At 53.4% G+C, this 18,759-nt stretch carries 13 protein-coding genes and 1 riboswitch; of the genes, 4 read left to right on the forward strand and 9 right to left on the reverse strand.

The genetic code is table 11. The features are described from left to right. Positions 1 to 139 precede the first annotated feature (139 nt). The 3 genes from ACFWUL_RS09935 to ACFWUL_RS09945 form a co-directional block, all read right to left on the reverse strand. The gene (locus tag ACFWUL_RS09935; protein WP_416177164.1) at positions 140 to 1,531 is read right to left on the reverse strand and encodes a PTS ascorbate transporter subunit IIC; all 1,392 of its coding nucleotides are present in this window, start codon (positions 1,529 to 1,531) and stop codon (positions 140 to 142) included. A 1,160-nt stretch (positions 1,532 to 2,691) separates the two neighbouring features. Further along, on the reverse strand, positions 2,692 to 5,382 hold the full coding sequence (locus ACFWUL_RS09940; RefSeq protein WP_416177165.1) for a YadA-like family protein: 2,691 nt from the start codon (positions 5,380 to 5,382) through the stop codon (positions 2,692 to 2,694). A 5-nt stretch (positions 5,383 to 5,387) separates the two neighbouring features. Next, complete coding sequence (locus ACFWUL_RS09945; protein WP_416177166.1) at positions 5,388 to 5,705, reverse strand: ESPR domain-containing protein; 318 nt, start codon at positions 5,703 to 5,705, stop codon at positions 5,388 to 5,390. A 1,372-nt stretch (positions 5,706 to 7,077) separates the two neighbouring features. Between ACFWUL_RS09945 and ACFWUL_RS09950 the strand changes: the two genes are divergently transcribed. From ACFWUL_RS09950 to ACFWUL_RS09965, 4 genes are all read left to right on the forward strand, one after another. Next, complete coding sequence (locus tag ACFWUL_RS09950) at positions 7,078 to 8,415, forward strand: MATE family efflux transporter (RefSeq protein ID WP_302684845.1); 1,338 nt, start codon at positions 7,078 to 7,080, stop codon at positions 8,413 to 8,415. A gap of 465 nt (positions 8,416 to 8,880) precedes the next feature. Next, the gene (locus ACFWUL_RS09955) at positions 8,881 to 10,065 is read left to right on the forward strand and encodes an MFS transporter (RefSeq protein WP_416177167.1); all 1,185 of its coding nucleotides are present in this window, start codon (positions 8,881 to 8,883) and stop codon (positions 10,063 to 10,065) included. A 420-nt stretch (positions 10,066 to 10,485) separates the two neighbouring features. Continuing rightward, the gene (locus tag ACFWUL_RS09960; protein WP_008859636.1) at positions 10,486 to 10,869 is read left to right on the forward strand and encodes an endonuclease domain-containing protein; all 384 of its coding nucleotides are present in this window, start codon (positions 10,486 to 10,488) and stop codon (positions 10,867 to 10,869) included. 266 nt (positions 10,870 to 11,135) lie between these two features. Next, positions 11,136 to 11,519, forward strand: coding sequence for an endonuclease domain-containing protein (locus ACFWUL_RS09965; protein WP_416177168.1), 384 nt, complete (start codon positions 11,136 to 11,138; stop codon positions 11,517 to 11,519). Between the two features lie 950 nt (positions 11,520 to 12,469). Here ACFWUL_RS09965 and ACFWUL_RS09970 read toward each other — a convergent pair. The 6 genes from ACFWUL_RS09970 to ACFWUL_RS09995 form a co-directional block, all read right to left on the reverse strand. Then, a complete protein-coding gene (locus ACFWUL_RS09970) occupies positions 12,470 to 13,810 on the reverse strand; it encodes an anaerobic C4-dicarboxylate transporter (RefSeq protein WP_416177169.1) in 1,341 nt (446 codons plus the stop codon). A gap of 1,308 nt (positions 13,811 to 15,118) precedes the next feature. Continuing rightward, the gene (locus ACFWUL_RS09975; protein ID WP_416178110.1) at positions 15,119 to 15,685 is read right to left on the reverse strand and encodes an IS630 family transposase; all 567 of its coding nucleotides are present in this window, start codon (positions 15,683 to 15,685) and stop codon (positions 15,119 to 15,121) included. Then, the gene (locus ACFWUL_RS09980) at positions 15,673 to 16,182 is read right to left on the reverse strand and encodes a helix-turn-helix domain-containing protein (protein WP_416177170.1); all 510 of its coding nucleotides are present in this window, start codon (positions 16,180 to 16,182) and stop codon (positions 15,673 to 15,675) included. Before ACFWUL_RS09980 ends, ACFWUL_RS09975 begins: the two co-directional genes overlap by 13 nt. A gap of 93 nt (positions 16,183 to 16,275) precedes the next feature. After that, a complete protein-coding gene (locus tag ACFWUL_RS09985) occupies positions 16,276 to 16,971 on the reverse strand; it encodes an alpha/beta hydrolase (protein ID WP_416177171.1) in 696 nt (231 codons plus the stop codon). Between the two features lie 273 nt (positions 16,972 to 17,244). Further along, positions 17,245 to 18,042 (reverse strand): enoyl-CoA hydratase/isomerase family protein, encoded by a 798-nt coding sequence (locus ACFWUL_RS09990; RefSeq protein WP_416177172.1) that lies wholly within the window; start codon positions 18,040 to 18,042, stop codon positions 17,245 to 17,247. Positions 18,043 to 18,105: 63 nt separating this feature from the next. Next, positions 18,106 to 18,489 (reverse strand): fluoride efflux transporter FluC, encoded by a 384-nt coding sequence (locus tag ACFWUL_RS09995; protein WP_297002531.1) that lies wholly within the window; start codon positions 18,487 to 18,489, stop codon positions 18,106 to 18,108. 65 nt (positions 18,490 to 18,554) lie between these two features. After that, positions 18,555 to 18,624, reverse strand: a riboswitch (Fluoride riboswitch). Positions 18,625 to 18,759: the final 135 nt, after the last annotated feature.

Here is an 18,759-nt window from a genome sequence, read left to right on the forward strand (position 1 = left end):
CGCAGGGCCTGTCCAGCTTTCCTAACAGCCAGGAGCTGAAAGCCCCCGCCCATTCACACGAAATCCCAGCCACATAAGCGCCGCAGGCGAACCTCCCAGCTACCAGCTACTAGCTACTAGCCACCAGCTGCCAATCCCCTCAGTCCTCAGCTTCTTCCTTTTCCTCTTCCATCTCTTCCACCTGGTTAATGACCCGATTCTTCATGTGCATGAAATTCGGTGCCACCAGCACGGCCAGGACGAGGGCAATGACTGCATAAATGCCGTAGGTACCAAGGAAGCGGTACGCCATGGACAGCACCATGCCCACCACGTTGAAGTCGAAGTCGCCGAAGGTGGTATTCTTGAAGCCCAGCCCTTCAAAGACCGGTACCAGCAGAGAAGCGGCGAAGGTAATGAGGAGGCCATTTGTGAAAGCCCCTGCCGCAGCGCCCCTCCGTCCGCCGGTGGCATTGCCGAAGATACCGGCTGCGGCACCGCAGAAGAAGTGGGCCACCAGCCCCGGCACGATGAGCACGCCTCCCGCAAAGCCCAGGACCACCATGCCCAGGACGCCGCCGATGAAGGAGGACACGAAGCCCAGCACCACCGCCGTGGGGGCATAGTTGAAGAACGCCACGCAGTCCACCGCCGGCACGGCACTAGGGATGACCTTTTCCGATACCCCCTTGAAGGCGGGGATGAGGTCCCCCAGCATCATATTGATACCGGCGCTCACCACGGCTACCCCCACTGCAAATTCAAGGCCCGACATGATGGCGAAGATGACCGGGGACATGCCCTTGGAAATGGTGGATACGTAGTCAGACCCCGACGCAAAGGCAGCAAGCAGGAAGAACACCACCATGGTCATGGCAGTGGAAACGGTGGTATCCTTCAGGAACGCCCATTTCTCCGGAATTTCCATATCCTCGATGTTATCGTCCGCCCGGCCCACCTTGGACCCCACCCAGGCGGAAATGTAGTAGGCAAGACTGCCGAAATGGCCCAGGGCAATGTGGTCTCCGTGGGTGACGCGGTTCGTATATTTCTGACCGATGGCAGGGGAAATGGAAGACCAGGCCCCCAGAAGGAAACCGCCGCAGAGCACGAGCTCAATGCCCGAAAGGCCGATGGTCCCCAGCACCGCCGACAGGAGGCAGGCCATGAAGAAACTGTGGTGCACCGTGAGGAACACGTACTTGAACCGGGTGAACCGGGCAATGAGGAGATTCATCATGAGCCCCGCCACCAGGATAAACATGGTCTCCGTCCCCAGCAGCCGGGAAGCCGATGCCACGATGGCCTCGTTACTGGGCACCACGCCGGTGATGTGGAACCCCTCATGGATCATATCCCCCAGAGGTTCCAGGTTCGCCACGATAATATTGGCCCCCGCCATCATCATGATGTACCCCAGCACCGGCCGGAGTGTCCCGGTGAGCACCTTGTGGAAAGGCTTCCGGAGCGCCATGAGACCGATAAAAGAAAAAATACCAACAATCAGCGCCGGCTGCTTCACCACATCCAGCAGAATCGCAAGAACGTCCATACCCTGCCTCTTCTTCTCCTTATATAAAACAAAAAGCACAAATTGGATTTATCTTACGCTTTTAGAAAAGGAACGTCAAGGGAAAAGAGAGAGTTGAGATTTGAGAGTTGAGGTCCAGCGGCTGAGCCGCTGGGATTCGATGCTGATGATTTGAGTCATTACCACGGGGCTTTGAGCCTTGAGCACATCAGCCTGGGGCGCTTCCATCTCTACCCAACCACGGCTGGTACCGCGATAAGAATTACCATGATGGTCAGCAATGCAATGTAAGATAATCCGTAAAAATGCAGGCCCTTGGAGAAGGGCCGCGCCAAAGGCGCAGGATGGATTGACGGAATTTGTACGAATCCCCTGCTTCGCAGCTCCCGCCTCTTCGAGGCGGATCCATCCCCCGGCCTTTGGCCTGCCCCCTTCTCTAAGGGGGCACGTACTTACCGATTTCCTCAACATGTTTGATAACCAATAGCATGCAGCCTTTCGCGGCTTTGCCGCTGGACCTCAATTCTCTTCACTCAATTCTCAATTCTTTCCCAATCATGCAGACCCTTGGAGAAGGGCCGCGCCAAAGGCGCAGGATGGATTGATGGGTCTTGAGATGATGACAGACCGAAAGAGCCACATCGGTGAAGACAGTATACCTGATGTACGAGACCATCCCGCTCCCCGTCATTTCGAGCGGTGGTATCATGCCGCTTGAGGATACTGCCAAAGCCGCTACAGCTTCGATGAGTCGAGAAATCTTTCTTGGGCGCGGGAATACAGGGCTTTTCAACGCCTTCCATCTCAGCCGCTTCGCGGCAAATGCACCCCCTCAGCCTTCGGCAGCTCCCCCGATGGGGGAGCCAAGTTTTAACGGCGCAGTCTGGACCTTAATTTTCTTCACTCAAATCTCAATTCTTTCTTTTTACACCGGCACCCCTCCACCGCAAGCGGTCCCCCTCCCCTCTAAAGAGGGGAGGTTGGGTGCCTTCTGCGGCGAAGCCGCTGGACCTCAACTCTCAATGTTACTCTCAACTCTTTCCCTATCATGCAGCCTTAGAGAAGGGGTGCGGCAAAGGCGCAGGTGCATGCGGCGCAGCCGCCGCCCGGCCACCAATAGAAAACCCGCACTCCGGTTTCCCGAAGTGCGGGTTTTCTGCAGGTTTTAAGGAAAAATCTCCTTATTTCTTTTCTGCCAGTTTCTCGATCATTTCGCCCTGTTTCTTCAGCATTTCTTCCAGTTTCGCGATCTTCTTGTCCTGCTGGTCTACTGTGCTTTCGAGTCGGTCGATCTTGGTGGCCTGGCCGCTGATGGTTTCTGCCATCTGGGCTTTACTCATGTCGTTGTATGCGGATCCCCTGCCCAGCTTGATGGAAAAGCCTCCGTTTACCATGTTCCGGTTATCCCCCATGGTCCATCCAAGGTTGAACATGGATCTTGCATTGGGCCGATAGAAGAGGCCCACGGCCGCAGCGGTTTCGTTCCGGTAGTTGCCTACGCCCGCAGCGAAATCCCATTTGTCGCTGGGGTCGAAGTCCAGCGGATGGAGAGCTGCCAGGGCAGCGGCACCGGCACCGACCTTGTTGATCCGGCTTCCCAGTTCACCGACACGGCTATTGATATTCGTGATGGCCTGCGTGTTATTATCCACCTTAGACTCTACGCCCTTCAGCTGGCCATAGTTCACAGCGTCTGTAGTTTCTGTGCCTGCTGCCACATGGGTGATCTTCTTACCCGCTGCATCGATGCCGTCCTTCGTCATGGATGGACCATTCTGGATGCCGATGGAATCTGTCGCTGTGACAGATGACGCCTTGACGGTCTTGACATCAATATCCTCTTTCAGGTTAACGGAAATGGCCTGACCATCGGCTTTTGTCTGAATATTTTTCTGGTCGCCCTTGATAGAAAGAGTTTGTGACGGTTTCACTTCCACTGCAGTGCCTTCATCGTCAGCAAACTTCGTCGGATTGGTATCCGTTGTCACGACGAGCTGTTTTCCATTGCCCGAGGTATCCGTATTCCCCTTGTCTGTACTGCCGGAATCGTCGGAAGTACCGGCGGTCTTACCATCCACTTTTGTCGTATCCGTATCGGTCTTGCCGCCTGTGATATTGGCACTGATGGTATAGGTCCCATCTTTTCCTTCAATCTTGATGCCATCACCGGCAACGAGGCTGATCTTTGACCCCGCATTATCCATGGCTGCTTTCAGCTGGGCTACGTTGACTGCATCGGTGTCATTGTAGCCAGCCGCCACATTGGTAATCTGACGGGTGAACTTATTAGCTGCATCGCCTACGGAAACAGCTGCCCAACTGGATTTCCAAACGCTAGAATCTGTTGTGCTGGCTTTCTTTGTTTCGGGATCCCACCCGAAGACGCCCGCATCAATAGACGCCACAGAGCCACTGCCTACAGCCACGCCGCCGTTGACGCTGACGTCCGTATTATAGCCCAGCATGACCGCATTTTCGATGTTGGACGTATTGGCCTTGACCGGCACCTGTTCTTTGACGGTGTATTCAGTAACTTCATCAATGGAATCATCACCAGAATACTTTGCTTTTCTAGTCACTTCTTTTTCTTCTGTAGCCATGGAGCCAAGGATGACATTATGCTTGCCCCCTTCCAACTGATGATAATCGCCAATGACCACATTATCTTCTCCATTATTCAGGGTATTGCCAGTGCCGACAATGGCGGTCCGTTTCACGTTGGTACCGCTGTTGGCAAAACCGCTGATTGTATTATTAGCACTGATATCTTTTTCTTCGCCAGTCAAACTGTTGCCAGTGCCCAGAATCTGAGAACGAATAGCATAGTCTGCCGTATTGCCGTTACCAAAGATAGACACAGCGCCGCTGCTGTACTTCATATAATTCTGCATGGTGTTCTGTGCCATATCATAATAGGTGGACGCCGGAAAATCCGTAGCCCCATTGTCATAATAACCTGCTGCCATTTCAGCATACATGGCCCACTTCAGCCCCAGCGGTGTATCTTCACCACCAACAGAGGCAATAAGATTGTTTTGTGAATTTGATACGGTATTTCCCTGGCCCATGACCATAGTACCGGTAGCATTGGAGGTAGTATTCAAGTTACCGCTTATATTATTACCAAACCCATCTATTTTAGCGGTTTGTATGTCATCTTCGCCATACTCAAACAAGCTTTTGGCAGTATTATGTATCTTGTTTAAATTTCCATAACTGGAAGCAAATACACCATTAATGCTGCCAGGACCGTTTGATCCTTCTGCTACAGAATCATGACCTACCATAGTCTGGAAGAAATTATTGGCTTGTGAGTGATTACCAATGACCACGCTAGCTCCAGTAGGATTAGAAGTATGATAGCCCAGAATAATGCTGTTTTCACCTACCAGATACTTTTCGCCTGTATCGCCCTGGTTATTGACAACGGTTTCTTCTCTTTCTGCCGGAGAGAGTGAGCCAATAACAATAGATTCTCTGATCTGATCAATATTCTGGTTATCGCCAATGACAATGCCGGCAGCCGGTCCACCAGCAGATTCTGTAGAATAATCTGCCCGATTATGATTGCCGATAACGGTCAGAGAATCCCATTCATTGCGATATGTATCATCACCACGAATAAAATTGTCACGTCCGATGGTTAAATCAGAAGCATAACTTTCACGACCGTCGGGATGCGAATAGTCTGTGACAGTACCATCATCCCTGCCAATGATAGTATTATTGTCGCCAATAACATGCTGATTGCGGCTGCCCGAAATAGAGTTATTTGAGCCAACAACACGAACATTATTACTGGGGACCCTGCCATTAACGGTTTTTCCATCATCATTATAATAGATGTCGGTAACGGTATTCTTATCACCCACAATTTCTACATCTTTACTGTTCGTAACATTATTATCCTTGCCTGTGTAATATTGGCATTGAGATCCTTTGCCGTAGATTTGCTCTTATCTGTGCTCGTGACCGTATTATTTTCAGGAATAGTCAATGTGTCTGGACCAGCTGCCCACACATTACCGGCCACACCGCCGGTGGTGAGCATCACCGCCGCCAGAGCTCCCAGCACCGTCGTCTTCAGAGCGCCCTTCGTCCTGCCGCTGCCCTTCTGGTGTCCCTTTGCAATTTCAGACACCGCCATGTAGCAGTTTCTGACTTTACTCCATACCACCTTATAAATATGATTCATTGCAATTCCCCTTTACTATGAACGAACATATAAAACAGGAATGCGGCCCCTTCATACCTCCTTACCAGAAAAAGTATGCCATTGCCGCCGGATAAAGAGATGGCATACCTGTATATAAAATTAAATCAATAATTGAATTACTAAGGTATTTTTATTATACCCCTCGTTCTAAAATAGTGCCAATGCATTAATGTAAACGTTAAAGGAATCTGTATGAGAAAATGTCATAGCATGTGATTGTTACAGTCTTTTGGCAGTAACAGGAACCTCGCCGCCACTTCATAAGACGGCCTTCGCACTCCTGTAGAAAGCAGGAAAGAGTGACCGCCGGGGCAGGATATACTATTTCTATAGCACCGTACCTGTGATTTGATTACACGCATAGTTCCCTTTGGCAAATAAATATAATAGGGTACAGAAAAATCGAGAGTTGAATTGAGACCATCCCGCCCCCGTCATTTCGAGCGGTGGTATCATGCTGCATGAGGATACTGCCAAAATCACTACAGCTTCGAGGAGTCGAGAAATCTTTCTTGTGGTCGGGAATACAGATTTCCCCTCCTCAGCTGCTTCGCAGCTCCCGCCTCTGCGAGGCGGATCCATCCCCTGCCCTTCGGGCTACCGCCGTTTGGCCTAAAAGAATAGAGTCAAACTTTAGCCGCTGCGCGGCAACCCACCCACCCGAAGGGAAAGGGATCACTGCATTCTCAGTCGCCTGCGGCTCCTTACGAATGCAGTTCGCTGCGCACCGCTAACGCGGTCCCCCCTCCCTTGCAAGCAAGGGAGGGCTAACTTTTGCGGCGAAGCCGCTGGACCTCAATGTTTCACTCAAATCTCAATTCTATCCCAATCATGCAGGCCCTTGGAGAAGGGCCGCGCCAAAGGCGCAGGATGGATTGACGGGATAACACCAGAATCCTCTGCTGTGCGGCAACCCACCCACCCGAAGGGAAAGCGACTCACTGCATTCTCAGTCGCCTGCGGCTCCTTACAGCACGGCTATCAGCGACTCACAACAATTTGAGCGTTGCTTCGCTCCTCCAAATTGTGTTCGCTGCTGTGACTGCAGTTCGCTGCGCACCGCTAACGCGTTCCCCCAATCGCCTGCGCGATGAAAGTGTCTCACTGGATTTTCGCTCGCCTTCGGCTCCCTACAGCACGGCTATCAGCGACTCACGACAATTTGTGCGTCGCTGGCGCTCCTTCAAATTGTGTTCGCTGCTGTAACTCCAGTTCGCTTACTTTTCCCTTGCAAGCAAGGGAGGGTCAACTTCTGCGGCAAAGCCGCTGGACCTCAATTCTCTTCACTCAATTCTCAATTCTCTTCTTTCTGCTATAATGACAATATATTGACTGAAAGAAAGGAACTTCCATGGCCCTGTCCCATAACTTTACGTCCGGTCCCATTGCGGGGCCCCTTTTCCGGTTTGCCCTGCCTGTCATGGGGGCCCTGCTGCTGCAGTCCCTCTACGGGGCGGTGGATCTTTTCATCGTGGGCCATTTTGCCAGTTCCGCCGATGTGTCCGCCGTGTCCACGGGGTCCCAGATTCTCCAGACCTTTACCATGCTCACCGCCAGCTTCTCCATGGGCATCACCATCCTCCTGGGCCAGTACATAGGGGCGGGCCGGGGAAAGGAGGGAGGCACCATTGCGGGAAGCGGCATCTGCCTCTGCCTGCTGCTGGGCCTGTTCTTCACATTCTGCCTCACCGTCTTCGCCCCCACCTTTGCGGGATGGATGAATGCGCCTGCCGAGGCTTTTGAAAAGACGGTGTCCTATATCCGCATCTGCGGCGGCGGCATGGTGGTCATCATCTGCTACAACCTCATCGGCAGCCTGTTCCGGGGCATTGGGGACTCGAAGACCCCCCTCATGACCGTGGCCATCGCTTCGGTTTTCAATACCTTCGGCGATCTCCTGCTGGTGGCTTTCTTCCACCAGGGCGCCGCCGGGGCCGCCCTCGCCACCGTGGCTGCCCAAACCCTGTCGGTGGTGATTTCCTATGTCATTATTAAAAAGAGGGGCCTTCCCTTCCCCTTCTCCCTGTCCATGGTCCGCCTCCATGGGGCCACGGCCCTCCGTATCGTGAAACTGGGTCTCCCCATCGCCCTGCAGGACCTGCTGGTGGGGCTGTCATTCCTCCTCATCATGTCCATCGTAAACCGCATCGGCCTCACGGCGTCTGCCTCCATCGGGGTGTCGGAAAAAATCTGCGGCTTCATCATGCTCATTCCCGGCTCCTTCATGCAGTCCATGAGCGCCTTCGTCGCCCAGAACGTGGGAGCCCGGCGGTTCGACCGGGCGGAGAAAGCCCTTTTCTCCGGCATCGCCATGGGCCTGGCCGCGGGGGTATGCATGTTCACCATTTCCTTCTTCTACGGCACCCACCTCACCGCCCTCTTCACCTCCGACGAGGCGGTGGTACTGGGAGCGGCGGATTATCTCAAGGCCTACGCCATCGACTGCCTCCTCACGTCGGTTCTCTTCTCATCCATCGGTTTCTTCAATGGCCTCGGCATGACGAGGTTCGTCATGGTCCAGGGCATCGTGGGAGCCTTCTGCGTACGGGTACCGGTGTCCTACCTCATGAGCCTGGAAGTACCGCCCCGGCTCTTCCATATCGGTCTCGCCACGCCGGCATCTTCGGCAGTACAGATCCTGCTCTGTGTGATCGCTTTTCTGTATGTGAAGGAGAAAAACAAGAATTGAGATTTGAGTGAAGAGAATTGAGGTACCGCGGCTGCGCCGCAGGCTGACGTCTTATCTCCCGAGGTGCATTGGCAGCAAAACTGCTTCCTGTCTGATATCTGATTATCGGAGCCGTCTGACATCCCAGCCGCGGAGTGGCTGGATTTCAACTCTTTCGGAGAAAACGTTATAGTCATCTACCAGAAAGATCCCTCGACTCATCGAAGCTGTAGCGATTTTTAATTTTGCAATCATTCAGCCTGCAGCCACCCAAGGGGAAGCGTGTCACTGGATTCTCAGTCGCCTGACGGCTCCTTATGAATCCAGTTCCCTTGCCACCGCTCGAGATGACGGGGAATGGTCGGTGTCATCCCAGAAGGCGGCGAAGCCGCGGGACCTCAACTCTCTAATCTCAACTCTCAACTCTATTTCTTTCCCCAAAAGCAGTATAATAAGGTTACCTTACATCAGAAAGGAGGGGAGGCTATGAAAAATTGGAAGTCCATCGTGTACCTGGTCTGCGCCATCCAGGTGGGCGCCGGCATATCCATGGTGGGAGTCATGTCATTCCTCCCCCTTTTCCTGTCGGAGCTGGGACTGACGGACCCCGGGGAAGCGGCATTCTGGGCGGGCCTCATTACCGGGGTGACTCCCTTCATGATTGCCCTGTCCGCTCCTTTCTGGTCCATCCAGGCGGACCGGCGGGGGCCAAAAGTGGTGATGACTATCGTCCTCTCTGCGGTGACGCTGTCCTCCCTGGCCTCCGGCTTTTCCACCGCCCCCTGGCAGATTCTCATTTTCCGCACCCTCCAGGGCCTGGTGGGAGGCTTTGTCCCCATCGGTCTTTCTATCGTAGCCACGGTGACACCGGAGCATAAAACCTCCTGGGCCATGGGCTATTTCCAGGCCGCCATGGTGATGGGCATCATGTTTGGCCCTCTCCTGGGTGGGTCCATTGCCGATACCTTCGGCTATCGGACGCCTTTCTTCTTCTTTGCCTTTCTCGCTTTCCTCTGTCTCCTTTCGGTGCAGTTCTTCCTGCCTCCCATCCATCGGAAAGGGGCCAGTAAAGACCGGTCTTCCACCTTCAGCCAGATCCTGTACTTCATGAAGATTCCCCGGGTCCGGATCATGACGTTCATGCAGTTCCTCTGCAACTTCGGCATCACCGGCATCGGACCCATTCTTCCGTTGTATCTGAAGCAGATGGCCGGCACCAGCTCGGACCTAGTAGCCACTATCGTGGGATTCATCATCTTTATTTCCGGAGGCTGCAGCGCCTTCATGTCCCTGAACGTGGGCCGCCTCACAGAGCGGATCCGTCCCCACCGCCTCCTCATCGGCGCCACGATTTTTGTGGGATTTACTTTCTTCATGCAGTACCATATGCATGCCGTAGAAAGCCTCGGCTTCTGGCGGGCCATTACCGGCATGGGCATGGGACTCATTGCCCCCTGCACGAATACCATCATCGCCAAGTCCGTACCGCCGGAAAAGCGGTCCATCGTCTTCGGCGTGGTGTCCAGCATATTCCTCATGGGCAACGTGGCGGGTCCGGTGTGCTCCGGCGCCCTGGCCCGGTGGCTGGGCTACCCCTCGGTCTTCTGGTCCACAGCCATAGCCTTCTGGCTCGCCGCCTGCGTGATTGTGTGGAATTTCAGGAAGGAATGATCGAGGCCCTGTGGCCAGGCAGCGTGTAAACAGGCGAGGGCTCCTAGCTGCTAGCGGCTAGCTTTCAGGAAAGATGGTCCGCCTGCGGCGCAGATCCCGCCTCTTCGAGGCGGATCCATCCCCTGCCCTTCGGGCTGCCGCCGTTTGGCCTAAAAGGAAGGCGCTTTGATGGGCAGGCTAAGCGCCTTTTGTATTTCAGGCCAAACTTGGAGGTCCTATGCAGGACCTCCATCTCTAAGGGGGCACGGGTAGACGGTTTCTTTCACAAAAGTAAGAGTCTCCATGTTAGACAGTCCCCAGCATGCAGCCCCTTAGAGAAGGGGCGCGCCAAAGGCGCAGGATGGATGCGGCGCAGCCGCGGAATCTTGACTCTCAATTTTCCCAATAGCTTTTATTACAACTATAGAGGGAGGGTAAATCATGCGTATCTGTAAGAACACCGATTTAAAAAAGCGGGCCAGGGAATTGCGTAACCATATGACGCCCCAGGAAACGCTCCTGTGGAATGCCTGCCTCAAACGGCTTCCCGTACAGATTTACAGACAATACATCATAGAGAACTACATCGTCGATTTCTTCTGCCGAAAGGCGAAACTCGTCATCGAAGTCGACGGACTGCAGCACTACTCTATGGAAGGCATGAAGTATGATGAACGTCGCAGCAGCCGGATAGAGAAATATGGCATCCTTGTCCTTCGTTTTTCAAACCTGGATATCGACCATAACCTGAAGAATGTGGGGCAGTATATCGATAATATCATTCGGGAACGCATGGAGCGTCTGGATGATGAATCGGATGAATAATCAAGAAATTCCCCTTCTTCGCAGGTCCCGCCTCTTCGAGGCAGATCCATCCCCTGCCCTTCGGGCTGCCCCCTTCTCTAAGGGGGCGCGCTTTTAACAGTTGCCTCGATAGAAGGGTTAACGTTCCATGTGAGACAATCCGTACCCATGCAGGCCCTTGGAGAAGGGCCGCGGCAAAGCCGCAGGATGGATGCGGCGCAGCCGCGGAATCTCGACTCCCTATTTCCCCAATAGCTTTTATTACAACTATAGAGGTAGGACAAATCATGCGTATCTGTAAGAACACCAACTTAAAAGAGCGGGCCCGGGAATTACGCAATCATATGACGCCCCAGGAAACGCTCCTGTGGAATGCCTGCCTCAAACGGCTTCCCGTACAGATTTACAGACAATACATCATAGAGAACTACATCGTCGATTTCTTCTGCCGAAAGGCGAAACTCGTCATCGAAGTCGACGGACTGCAGCACTACTCTATGGAAGGCATGAAGTATGATGAACGTCGCAGCAGCCGGATAGAGAAATATGGCATCCTTGTTCTTCGTTTCTCAAACCTGGATATCGACCATAACCTGAAAAATGTAGGGCAGTACATCGAGAATATCATTTGGGAACGCATGGAGCACCTGGATGATGAATCGGATGAATAATCAAGAAATTCCCCTGCTTCGCAGGTACCGCCTCTTCGAGGCGGATCCATCCCCCGCCCTTTGGGCTGCCGCCGTTTGGCCTAAAAGGAAGGCGCTTTGATGGGCAGGCTAAGCGCCTTTTGTATTTCAGGCCAAACTTGGAGGTCCTATGCAGGACCTCCATCTCCAAGGGGGCACGTGCTTACCGGTATCCTCAATAGTTGGGGTGATCCACCAGAATGCAGGCCCTTGGAGAAGGGCCGCGGCAAAGGCGCAGGATGGATTGATGGGATTTGTACGAATCCCCTGCTTCGCAGGTCTCGCCTCTGCGAGGCGAATCCATCCCCCGCCCTTTGGGCTGCCCCCTTCTCTAAGGGGGCACGCTTTTAACGGTTGCCTCGATAGAAGGGCTAACGTTCCATGTGAGACAATCCGTACCCATGCAGGCCCTTGGAGAAGGGCCGCGGCAAAGCCGCAGGATGGATTGATGGGATTTGTATGAATCCCCTGCTTCGCAGGTCCTGCCTCTACGAGGCAGATCCATCCCCTGCCCTTTGGGCTGCCCCCTTCTCTAAGGGGGCGCGCTTTTAACGGTTGCCTCGATAGAAGGGTTAACGTTCCATGTGAGATAATCCGTACCCATGCAGGCCCTTGGAGAAGGGCCGCGGCAAAGGCGCAGAATGGATTGATGGGATTTGTACGAATCCCCTGCTTCGCAGGTACCGCCGCTACGCGGCAACCCACCCACCCGAAGGGAAAGCGACTCACTGCATTCTCAGTCGCCTGCGGCTCCTTACGAATGCAGTTCGCTGCGCACCGCTGACGCGGTCCCCCCTCCCTTGCGAGCAAGGGAGGGTTAACTTCTGCGGCGAAGCCGCCGGACCTCAACTCTCAACTCTCAACTCTTTCTTTTTCAATTCAAAAAAGCCGTGAAAAAGTTTTCTTACTTTTTCACGGCTTTTCCTATATGCTCAGTACAGGATATGGGCGATGACGAATCCTGCCACGCAGGCGGTGAAGACGCCGGTAAGACCGGGGAGCATGAAGGAGTGGTTCAGTACGAATTTCCCGATTCTCGTGGTACCGCTCCGGTCAAATCCGATGCACGCCAGGTCCGACGGATAGGTGGGCAGGAAGAAGTAGCCGTAGCAGGCGGGAATGAAGGACAGGACCATCACCGGGTCCATGCCCAGTTTCAGCGCCATCGGCATGACGATAGCCACGGCGGCGCCCTGGGAGTTCACCAGTTTCGACGTGAAGAAAAGGACCAGCGCATAGGCCCAGGGATAGTTGGTCACCACGGTGCCCAGGAAGCCCTTCAGCACATTCATCTGGCTGGCGAAGTAGGTATCCGCCATCCAGGCTACGCCGTATACGGAGACCAGAGCCACGATGCCGGCACGGAAGACCTGGCTGTTTCCCACTTCCTTCGCCTTCGTGTGGCAGGCAAAGAGGATGATGGAGGAAACGAAGAGCATTACCATCTGGATAACGGTGGTCATGGAAATAGCCTTCATCTTGCCCTTGGCGTCGGCGAAGTGGGGCAGGAGGTCCGGGAAGTTGCCGAGGATAGCAATGCATACGATACCCAGGAGGAAAATGATGGTGGCCCGGTAATAGGAGGCGGGCAGCTTTTTCCCCTGCAGGGATTCCTGTTCCCCGTATACGTAGTCCCGCTGTTCCGGGTCCTGGATCATTTTCTGGAAATTTTCATCATCCGCCAGGTCCTTGCCCCGGTGGTAGCTGATGAGGGCCGCGCAGAGGACGCCGATGAGGGTAGCCGGCACGGAAACCGCCAGGATCTGGAGCAGGGAATACTGGTATCCCGCTGCCGCCATGAATCCCACGATGGACACTACAGCCACCGATACGGGAGACGCGGAAATGCCCATCTGGGAAGCGATGGAAGAAACCGCCATGGGCCGTTCGGGACGGATATTTTCTTTGATGGAAATATCATAAATAATGGGGAACATGGTGTATACCACATGGCCCGTGCCGCAGAGCACCGTAAGGAACCAGGTAGTCACCGGTGCCAGTATGGTAATATGCTTCGGATTGTTCCGCAGGAACCGTTCCGCCGCCTTCAGCATCACCGTGAGACCACCGGAGGTCTGCAGGAAGCCGGCACAGGTCACCACGGCGAGAATGGTCAGCATGACGCCGATAGGCGGAGAACCGGGCTTGAAGTGAAAAATAAAAGTGTACACCATGAGGCCGATGCCGGAAATCACAGCCAGCCCGATGCCTCCGTGCTTGATGCCCATAAACAGGCAGGCAAGCAGCACAATAAACCCCAGAATCAATTCCATTCGAATCCCTCCAATATACTTTTATCCCCATCAGATGAGATTAAGTATACTATATTATGGAATTTTATCAAATATCTATTACGCATAGCAAACCTATTATCGTATGCTATATAATCATGCATGGAAAAAGAAGAACAGAGGAGCAAGAGGGAAGAGAATGGTCTGGCAGGGCCGCCGGGCCTCAATGTTTCACTCAATTCTTTCCCAATCATGCAGCCCCTTAGAGAAGGGGCGCACCAAAGGTGCAGGATGGATTGATGGGATTTGTACGAATCCTCCGCTTCGCAGGTACCGCTTCTTCGAGGCAGATTCATTCCCCCGCCTTTGGCCGCCGTTTGGCTTAAAAGAACAGCGTCAAACTTTAGCCGCTACGCGGCAACCCACCCACCCGAAGGGAAAGCGACTCACTGCATTCTCAGTCGCCTGCGGCTCCTTACGAATGCAGTTCGCTGCGCACCGCTAACGCGGTCCCCCCTCCCTTGCAAGCAAGGGAGGGTTATCTTCTGCGGCTCCGCCGCTGGACCTCAACTCTCAATGTTACTCTCAAATCTTTCCCTATCATGCAGCCCCTTAGAGAAGGGGCGCACCAAAGGTGCAGGATGGATTGATGGGATTTGTACGAATCCCCTGCTTCGCAGGTACCGCTTCTTCGAGGCAGATTCATTCCCCCGCCTTTGGCCGCCGTTTGGCTTAAAAGAACAGCGTCAAACTTTAGCCGCTACGCGGCAACCCACCCACCCGAAGGGAAAGCGACTCACTGCATTCTCAGTCGCCTGCGGCTCCTTACGAATGCAGTTCGCTGCGCACCGCTAACGCGGTCCCCCCTCCCTTGCAAGCAAGGGAGGGTTATCTTCTGCGGCTCCGCCGCTGGACCTCAACTCTCAATGTTACTCTCAAATCTTTCCCTATCATGCAGCCCCTTAGAGAAGGGGCGCACCAAAGGTGCAGGATGGATTGATGGGATTTGTACGAATCCTCCGCTTCGCAGGTACCGCTTCTTCGAGGCAGATTCATTCCCCCGCCTTTGGCCGCCGTTTGGCTTAAAAGAACAGCGTCAAACTTTAGCCGCTGCGCGGCAACCCACCCACCGCTGACGCGGTCCCCCCTCCCTTGCAAGCAAGGGAGGGTTAATTTTTGCGGCGAAGCTGCGGGGCCTCAACTCTCAAATCTCAATGTTACTCTTCTACGTCCCATGGAGCCACCGGCTTTGTCATATGCATAAAAAATAAGAGTGCCGCACCCATTGGATGCAGCACTCTTATACGCGGCGAAGCCGCTGTAGATCTATAGTGAACGACAAAAATAACTTTATTTAAAGCTGCACAGGGTTCGAAGCTGATTATTTGGCTTTTTCCAAGCCTCGAATGCTTTTTCAACTGTTTCCATAAGTTCCATTAAGGTTGCAAAGAAACGATTGTGTGTATATTCTCTGCGGGTTTTTCTCCAAACCTGTTCGATTGGATTCAGATCAGGTGAATAGGGAGGAAGCATCAAAATTGTAATTTTATCTGATATATCCGCATATTCTGGCCGCTTTTCTACAGCAATTAGTCGATAGGCCTTTTTGTGCCAAGGGGCATTGTCCATTACCAGAACATAATGCTTGCCTTCCGGCAACGGTTTTGCAGCCAAGAACTCACGAATAGAGGCTATTGTGGTCTCATAGTTGAATTTCTCCGGCTTTGTCGTAAATAACTCTCCGGTTTCTGGGATAACAAACCCACTATAAGGAGACTTGAAACGTGCCGGGAATGATTTCACCTTAGGTGCACTGCCTTTTTCATACCATCCACGTGTAATTGTAGTCTGAATTTGGAAATGCACTTCGTCCTGAAATGTCAGAATTGCGGTACTGTCTGCTTTTACTTCGTCGATTTTTTTTTAAAGGCAATTCGTTCATCCGTATCTTCGTATCCCTTGGATGGATATAGTTGGGGGCGGATAAGGGAAAAGCCCAGACTGTGAAATAGACGTTGGCATTGTCTAACGCTTAGCGTAGTGTTGTACTTACTACTGATATAGTCAGACAAGCTCGGCCCATCCCAGACATTGTAGCCGTATTGTTTTGGCTCGGAAGTAAGGGCCTGCTTGATTTCTTTTAGCTGCCCGTTGGTAAGCTTTGAGGGCCGGCCTTTGTGCCCTTTTAATTTAAGTGCGTCAAAGCCCTTTTCATCAGCAATTTTTACCCAGGATGAAATTGTCATCTTGCTTACACCAGCTAATTTACTGATTTGGGAAGCAGACAAACCGGATAGAACCATGTTTACGGAGAATACTCTGAAATGGAACCTGGCGTCATCAGTAGACGACATAATCTCCTTACCTTGTCTCAAAAGTTCTTCCGGATCAGTGTGATACTTTCGATTGTTCATATGTACTGTACCTCCAATTGAAGTATAGCACATAGATACATCAATTTAAAGTAAAGTAATTAATGTCGTTTACTATAGACCTAGACCTAGACCCTATACACTATGCGGACCCTTCCATACTTTCCCGGTCATGAGATACCGTACCGCTTCTTCCAGCCGTTCGGCGCCGTGGACGAAGTGGTTGCCCCGGTTGGCCTGGTAGAGGACTTCCTTACCTTCTTTTGCGATGATATCCCGCACCGCCAGGGTATCTTCTTCTACCTTCGCCATTCGGGGGTTGCGGACTCTTTTTTCTTTGTCCCCCAAGGACAGGTAGATTTTCTTTATGCCGGAAGAAAGGGGATGGGCTTTCAGGTAATCCACAAACCCATCGAACCAGAGGGAGCCGGAAATGGAGGCGATGGCCTCAAGGCTGTCCTTTTTCGTACCCATGTAGAGGGCAAAGAGGCCGGACATGGAAATGCCTGCCATCATGCGATGGAGGGGCCTGCCGGAAAAGGTGCTCTCCTTCAGAAATACTTCCTGCTCCAGGAAATCGGCAAACCGGTCTGCGCCGCCGGAAAAGTCTTCTTCTCCCTTGAATACCTTCGGCGCCGGCCAGGGAGAAAGGTCCCCGTTCCAGTCCATGCCGTCGATAGAGGCAAGGAGCACCGGGAATTCATCGGTGAGGAAGGACACCTTCTCTGTCACCGGTTCCGGCTGGGGAATATAAATGATGGACTCCGCCTCCTTCTTTCCATACACCCCGATGGAAAGGGGGCCGGCGGTAAAGGATGTGAGATGGTTCATGATAGACTCCTGAATGGGATAGAATTGAGATTTGAGATTTGAGAATTGAGGTCCAGCGGCTTCGCCGCGGTTTGGCATGCTTGTGGGCAGAGTCACTGGCACAGGGCTTCCAGCTTCTAGCGTCTAGCAGCCAGGAAAGCTGATTCGCCTATGGCGCCAGGCCTGCTGGTTCGATGGCTTCTCATGCCGTAGGCTGTCCAGTTTTTCCTAACAGCTAGAAGCTAGCAGCTAGCTGCCCCGTGCTGATGACTCTGCCCATCAGCATGCTCCCCATTACTTTCCCTTAAACTCAGCCTTCCTCTTTTCCAGGAATGCCGTGATGCCTTCTTTGAAGTCTTCGCTGCCGGAGCACTGGGCGAGGTACACTGCTTCGTCCTTCATATAGTCCTCAAATCCCTTGTAGAGGCTGGCGAACATGAGCTTTTTCATATTTCCATAGGCCAGGAGAGGCCCTTCCGTCAGTTTTTCCGCAAAGGCCATGACAGTGGGCATGAGGTCTTCCTTCGTGGTCACTTCTTTCACCAGGCCGATTTCGAGGGCTTCCTTGGCGGAGACCGGGCGGCCGGTGACGAACATGTCGAAGGCCCGGTGGCTTCCCACCATGCGGGGCAGGAAGTACACGCCGCCGGTGTCGGGGCAGAGGCCGATGCCTACGAAGGCCTGCAGGAATTTCGCATTGTCCGCGGCAAAGATGAAATCGCAGGCGAAGGCCAGGTTGGCCGCACCGCCGGCAGCAGCGCCTGATACGGCGCAGATAATAATTTTGCTCATTTTCTTCATGTACAGCACGATTTCCGACAGTTTCCCCGCCAGAGGCGCCATGGATTTCTTTGAAAAATCCGGTTCGTCGCAGTGATCCTTCATGTACCGGATATCACCGCCGGCAGAGAAAGCCCGCCCTGCGCCGGTAAGCACCAGCACCAGCACCTCCGGATTTCCTTCCGCTTCCTTCAAAGCCTCTTCCAGTTCTCCTGCCATTACCAGGTCCAGCGCATTCAGGGTAGGCGCATAATCCAGGGTAATAGTCTCAATCCCCCCTGCAAGGGATGTGTGAATTCTCTGATAAGCCATGACTGCCTCCTTTGAAAAAAATGAAAATATCTTCTTATATTATATCATTAAAAAAGGCGCCCCTTATAGAAATATCTTCTCCGCCAGAAAAGCCCCCAGTGCCACCAGAAGAATGCCGCAGGCCAGCTGGGCGAAAATGTAGCCCAGCCCCTCCATCCACCGCCCGGCGGCCCAGAACTGCAGGGTCTCATTCATGAAGGAAGAAAAGGTGGTGAGCCCGCCCAGAAATCCGGTGATGAGAAAAGCCGCCGCTCCGGGGAGCGGATACACCCGGGAAAGAAGGACGCCCAGCAGGCCTATCAGAAAGGAACCGGCACCGTTCACCGCCAGGGTGCCATAGGGAAAAGCCGTCCCCGCCCATCCCGCCAGTGCAAGGGTAGTCATGTACCGGCACAGGGCTCCCAGCGCCCCGCCGGCGGCCACCAGTAAAGGATACACATAATTCATGATGATACCTCCATAAAAAAATCTCCTGTCCCCTGATGAAATGGATCCATAAAAGAACCATATTCCAGGAGGCAGGAGTCATCATCTCAAAGAGCATTCGGCCTTCGCCCGGCGAACTCCATCGCCGTCTGCGGGTTTTATTGTACCACAGGAGAGAGGGGATGGAAAGGGGCGGAGGAGGAAGGTGGACGGGCCTCACGGCCCGAGGGTTGTGGTGGCGGCTGACGCCGCAGTTTTATAAAAAAGGGGCGCGGCTGACGCCGCGGATTG

This window comes from Dialister sp. (assembly GCF_047832375.1).
Taxonomy (GTDB): domain Bacteria; phylum Bacillota; class Negativicutes; order Veillonellales; family Dialisteraceae; genus Dialister.

Excerpts from the sequence above, each read along its gene's own strand:
- ACFWUL_RS09935 (WP_416177164.1), bottom strand. The coding sequence starts at position 1,531 with ATGGACGTTCTTGCGATTCTGCTGGATGTGGTGAAGCAGCCGGCGCTG.
- ACFWUL_RS09945 (WP_416177166.1), bottom strand. The coding sequence starts at position 5,705 with ATGAATCATATTTATAAGGTGGTATGGAGTAAAGTCAGAAACTGCTAC.
- ACFWUL_RS09950 (WP_302684845.1), top strand. The coding sequence starts at position 7,078 with ATGGCCCTGTCCCATAACTTTACGTCCGGTCCCATTGCGGGGCCCCTT.
- ACFWUL_RS09955 (WP_416177167.1), top strand. The coding sequence starts at position 8,881 with ATGAAAAATTGGAAGTCCATCGTGTACCTGGTCTGCGCCATCCAGGTG.
- ACFWUL_RS09960 (WP_008859636.1), top strand. The coding sequence starts at position 10,486 with ATGCGTATCTGTAAGAACACCGATTTAAAAAAGCGGGCCAGGGAATTG.
- ACFWUL_RS09965 (WP_416177168.1), top strand. The coding sequence starts at position 11,136 with ATGCGTATCTGTAAGAACACCAACTTAAAAGAGCGGGCCCGGGAATTA.
- ACFWUL_RS09970 (WP_416177169.1), bottom strand. The coding sequence starts at position 13,810 with ATGGAATTGATTCTGGGGTTTATTGTGCTGCTTGCCTGCCTGTTTATG.
- ACFWUL_RS09980 (WP_416177170.1), bottom strand. The coding sequence starts at position 16,182 with ATGAACAATCGAAAGTATCACACTGATCCGGAAGAACTTTTGAGACAA.
- ACFWUL_RS09985 (WP_416177171.1), bottom strand. The coding sequence starts at position 16,971 with ATGAACCATCTCACATCCTTTACCGCCGGCCCCCTTTCCATCGGGGTG.
- ACFWUL_RS09990 (WP_416177172.1), bottom strand. The coding sequence starts at position 18,042 with ATGGCTTATCAGAGAATTCACACATCCCTTGCAGGGGGGATTGAGACT.
- ACFWUL_RS09995 (WP_297002531.1), bottom strand. The coding sequence starts at position 18,489 with ATGAATTATGTGTATCCTTTACTGGTGGCCGCCGGCGGGGCGCTGGGA.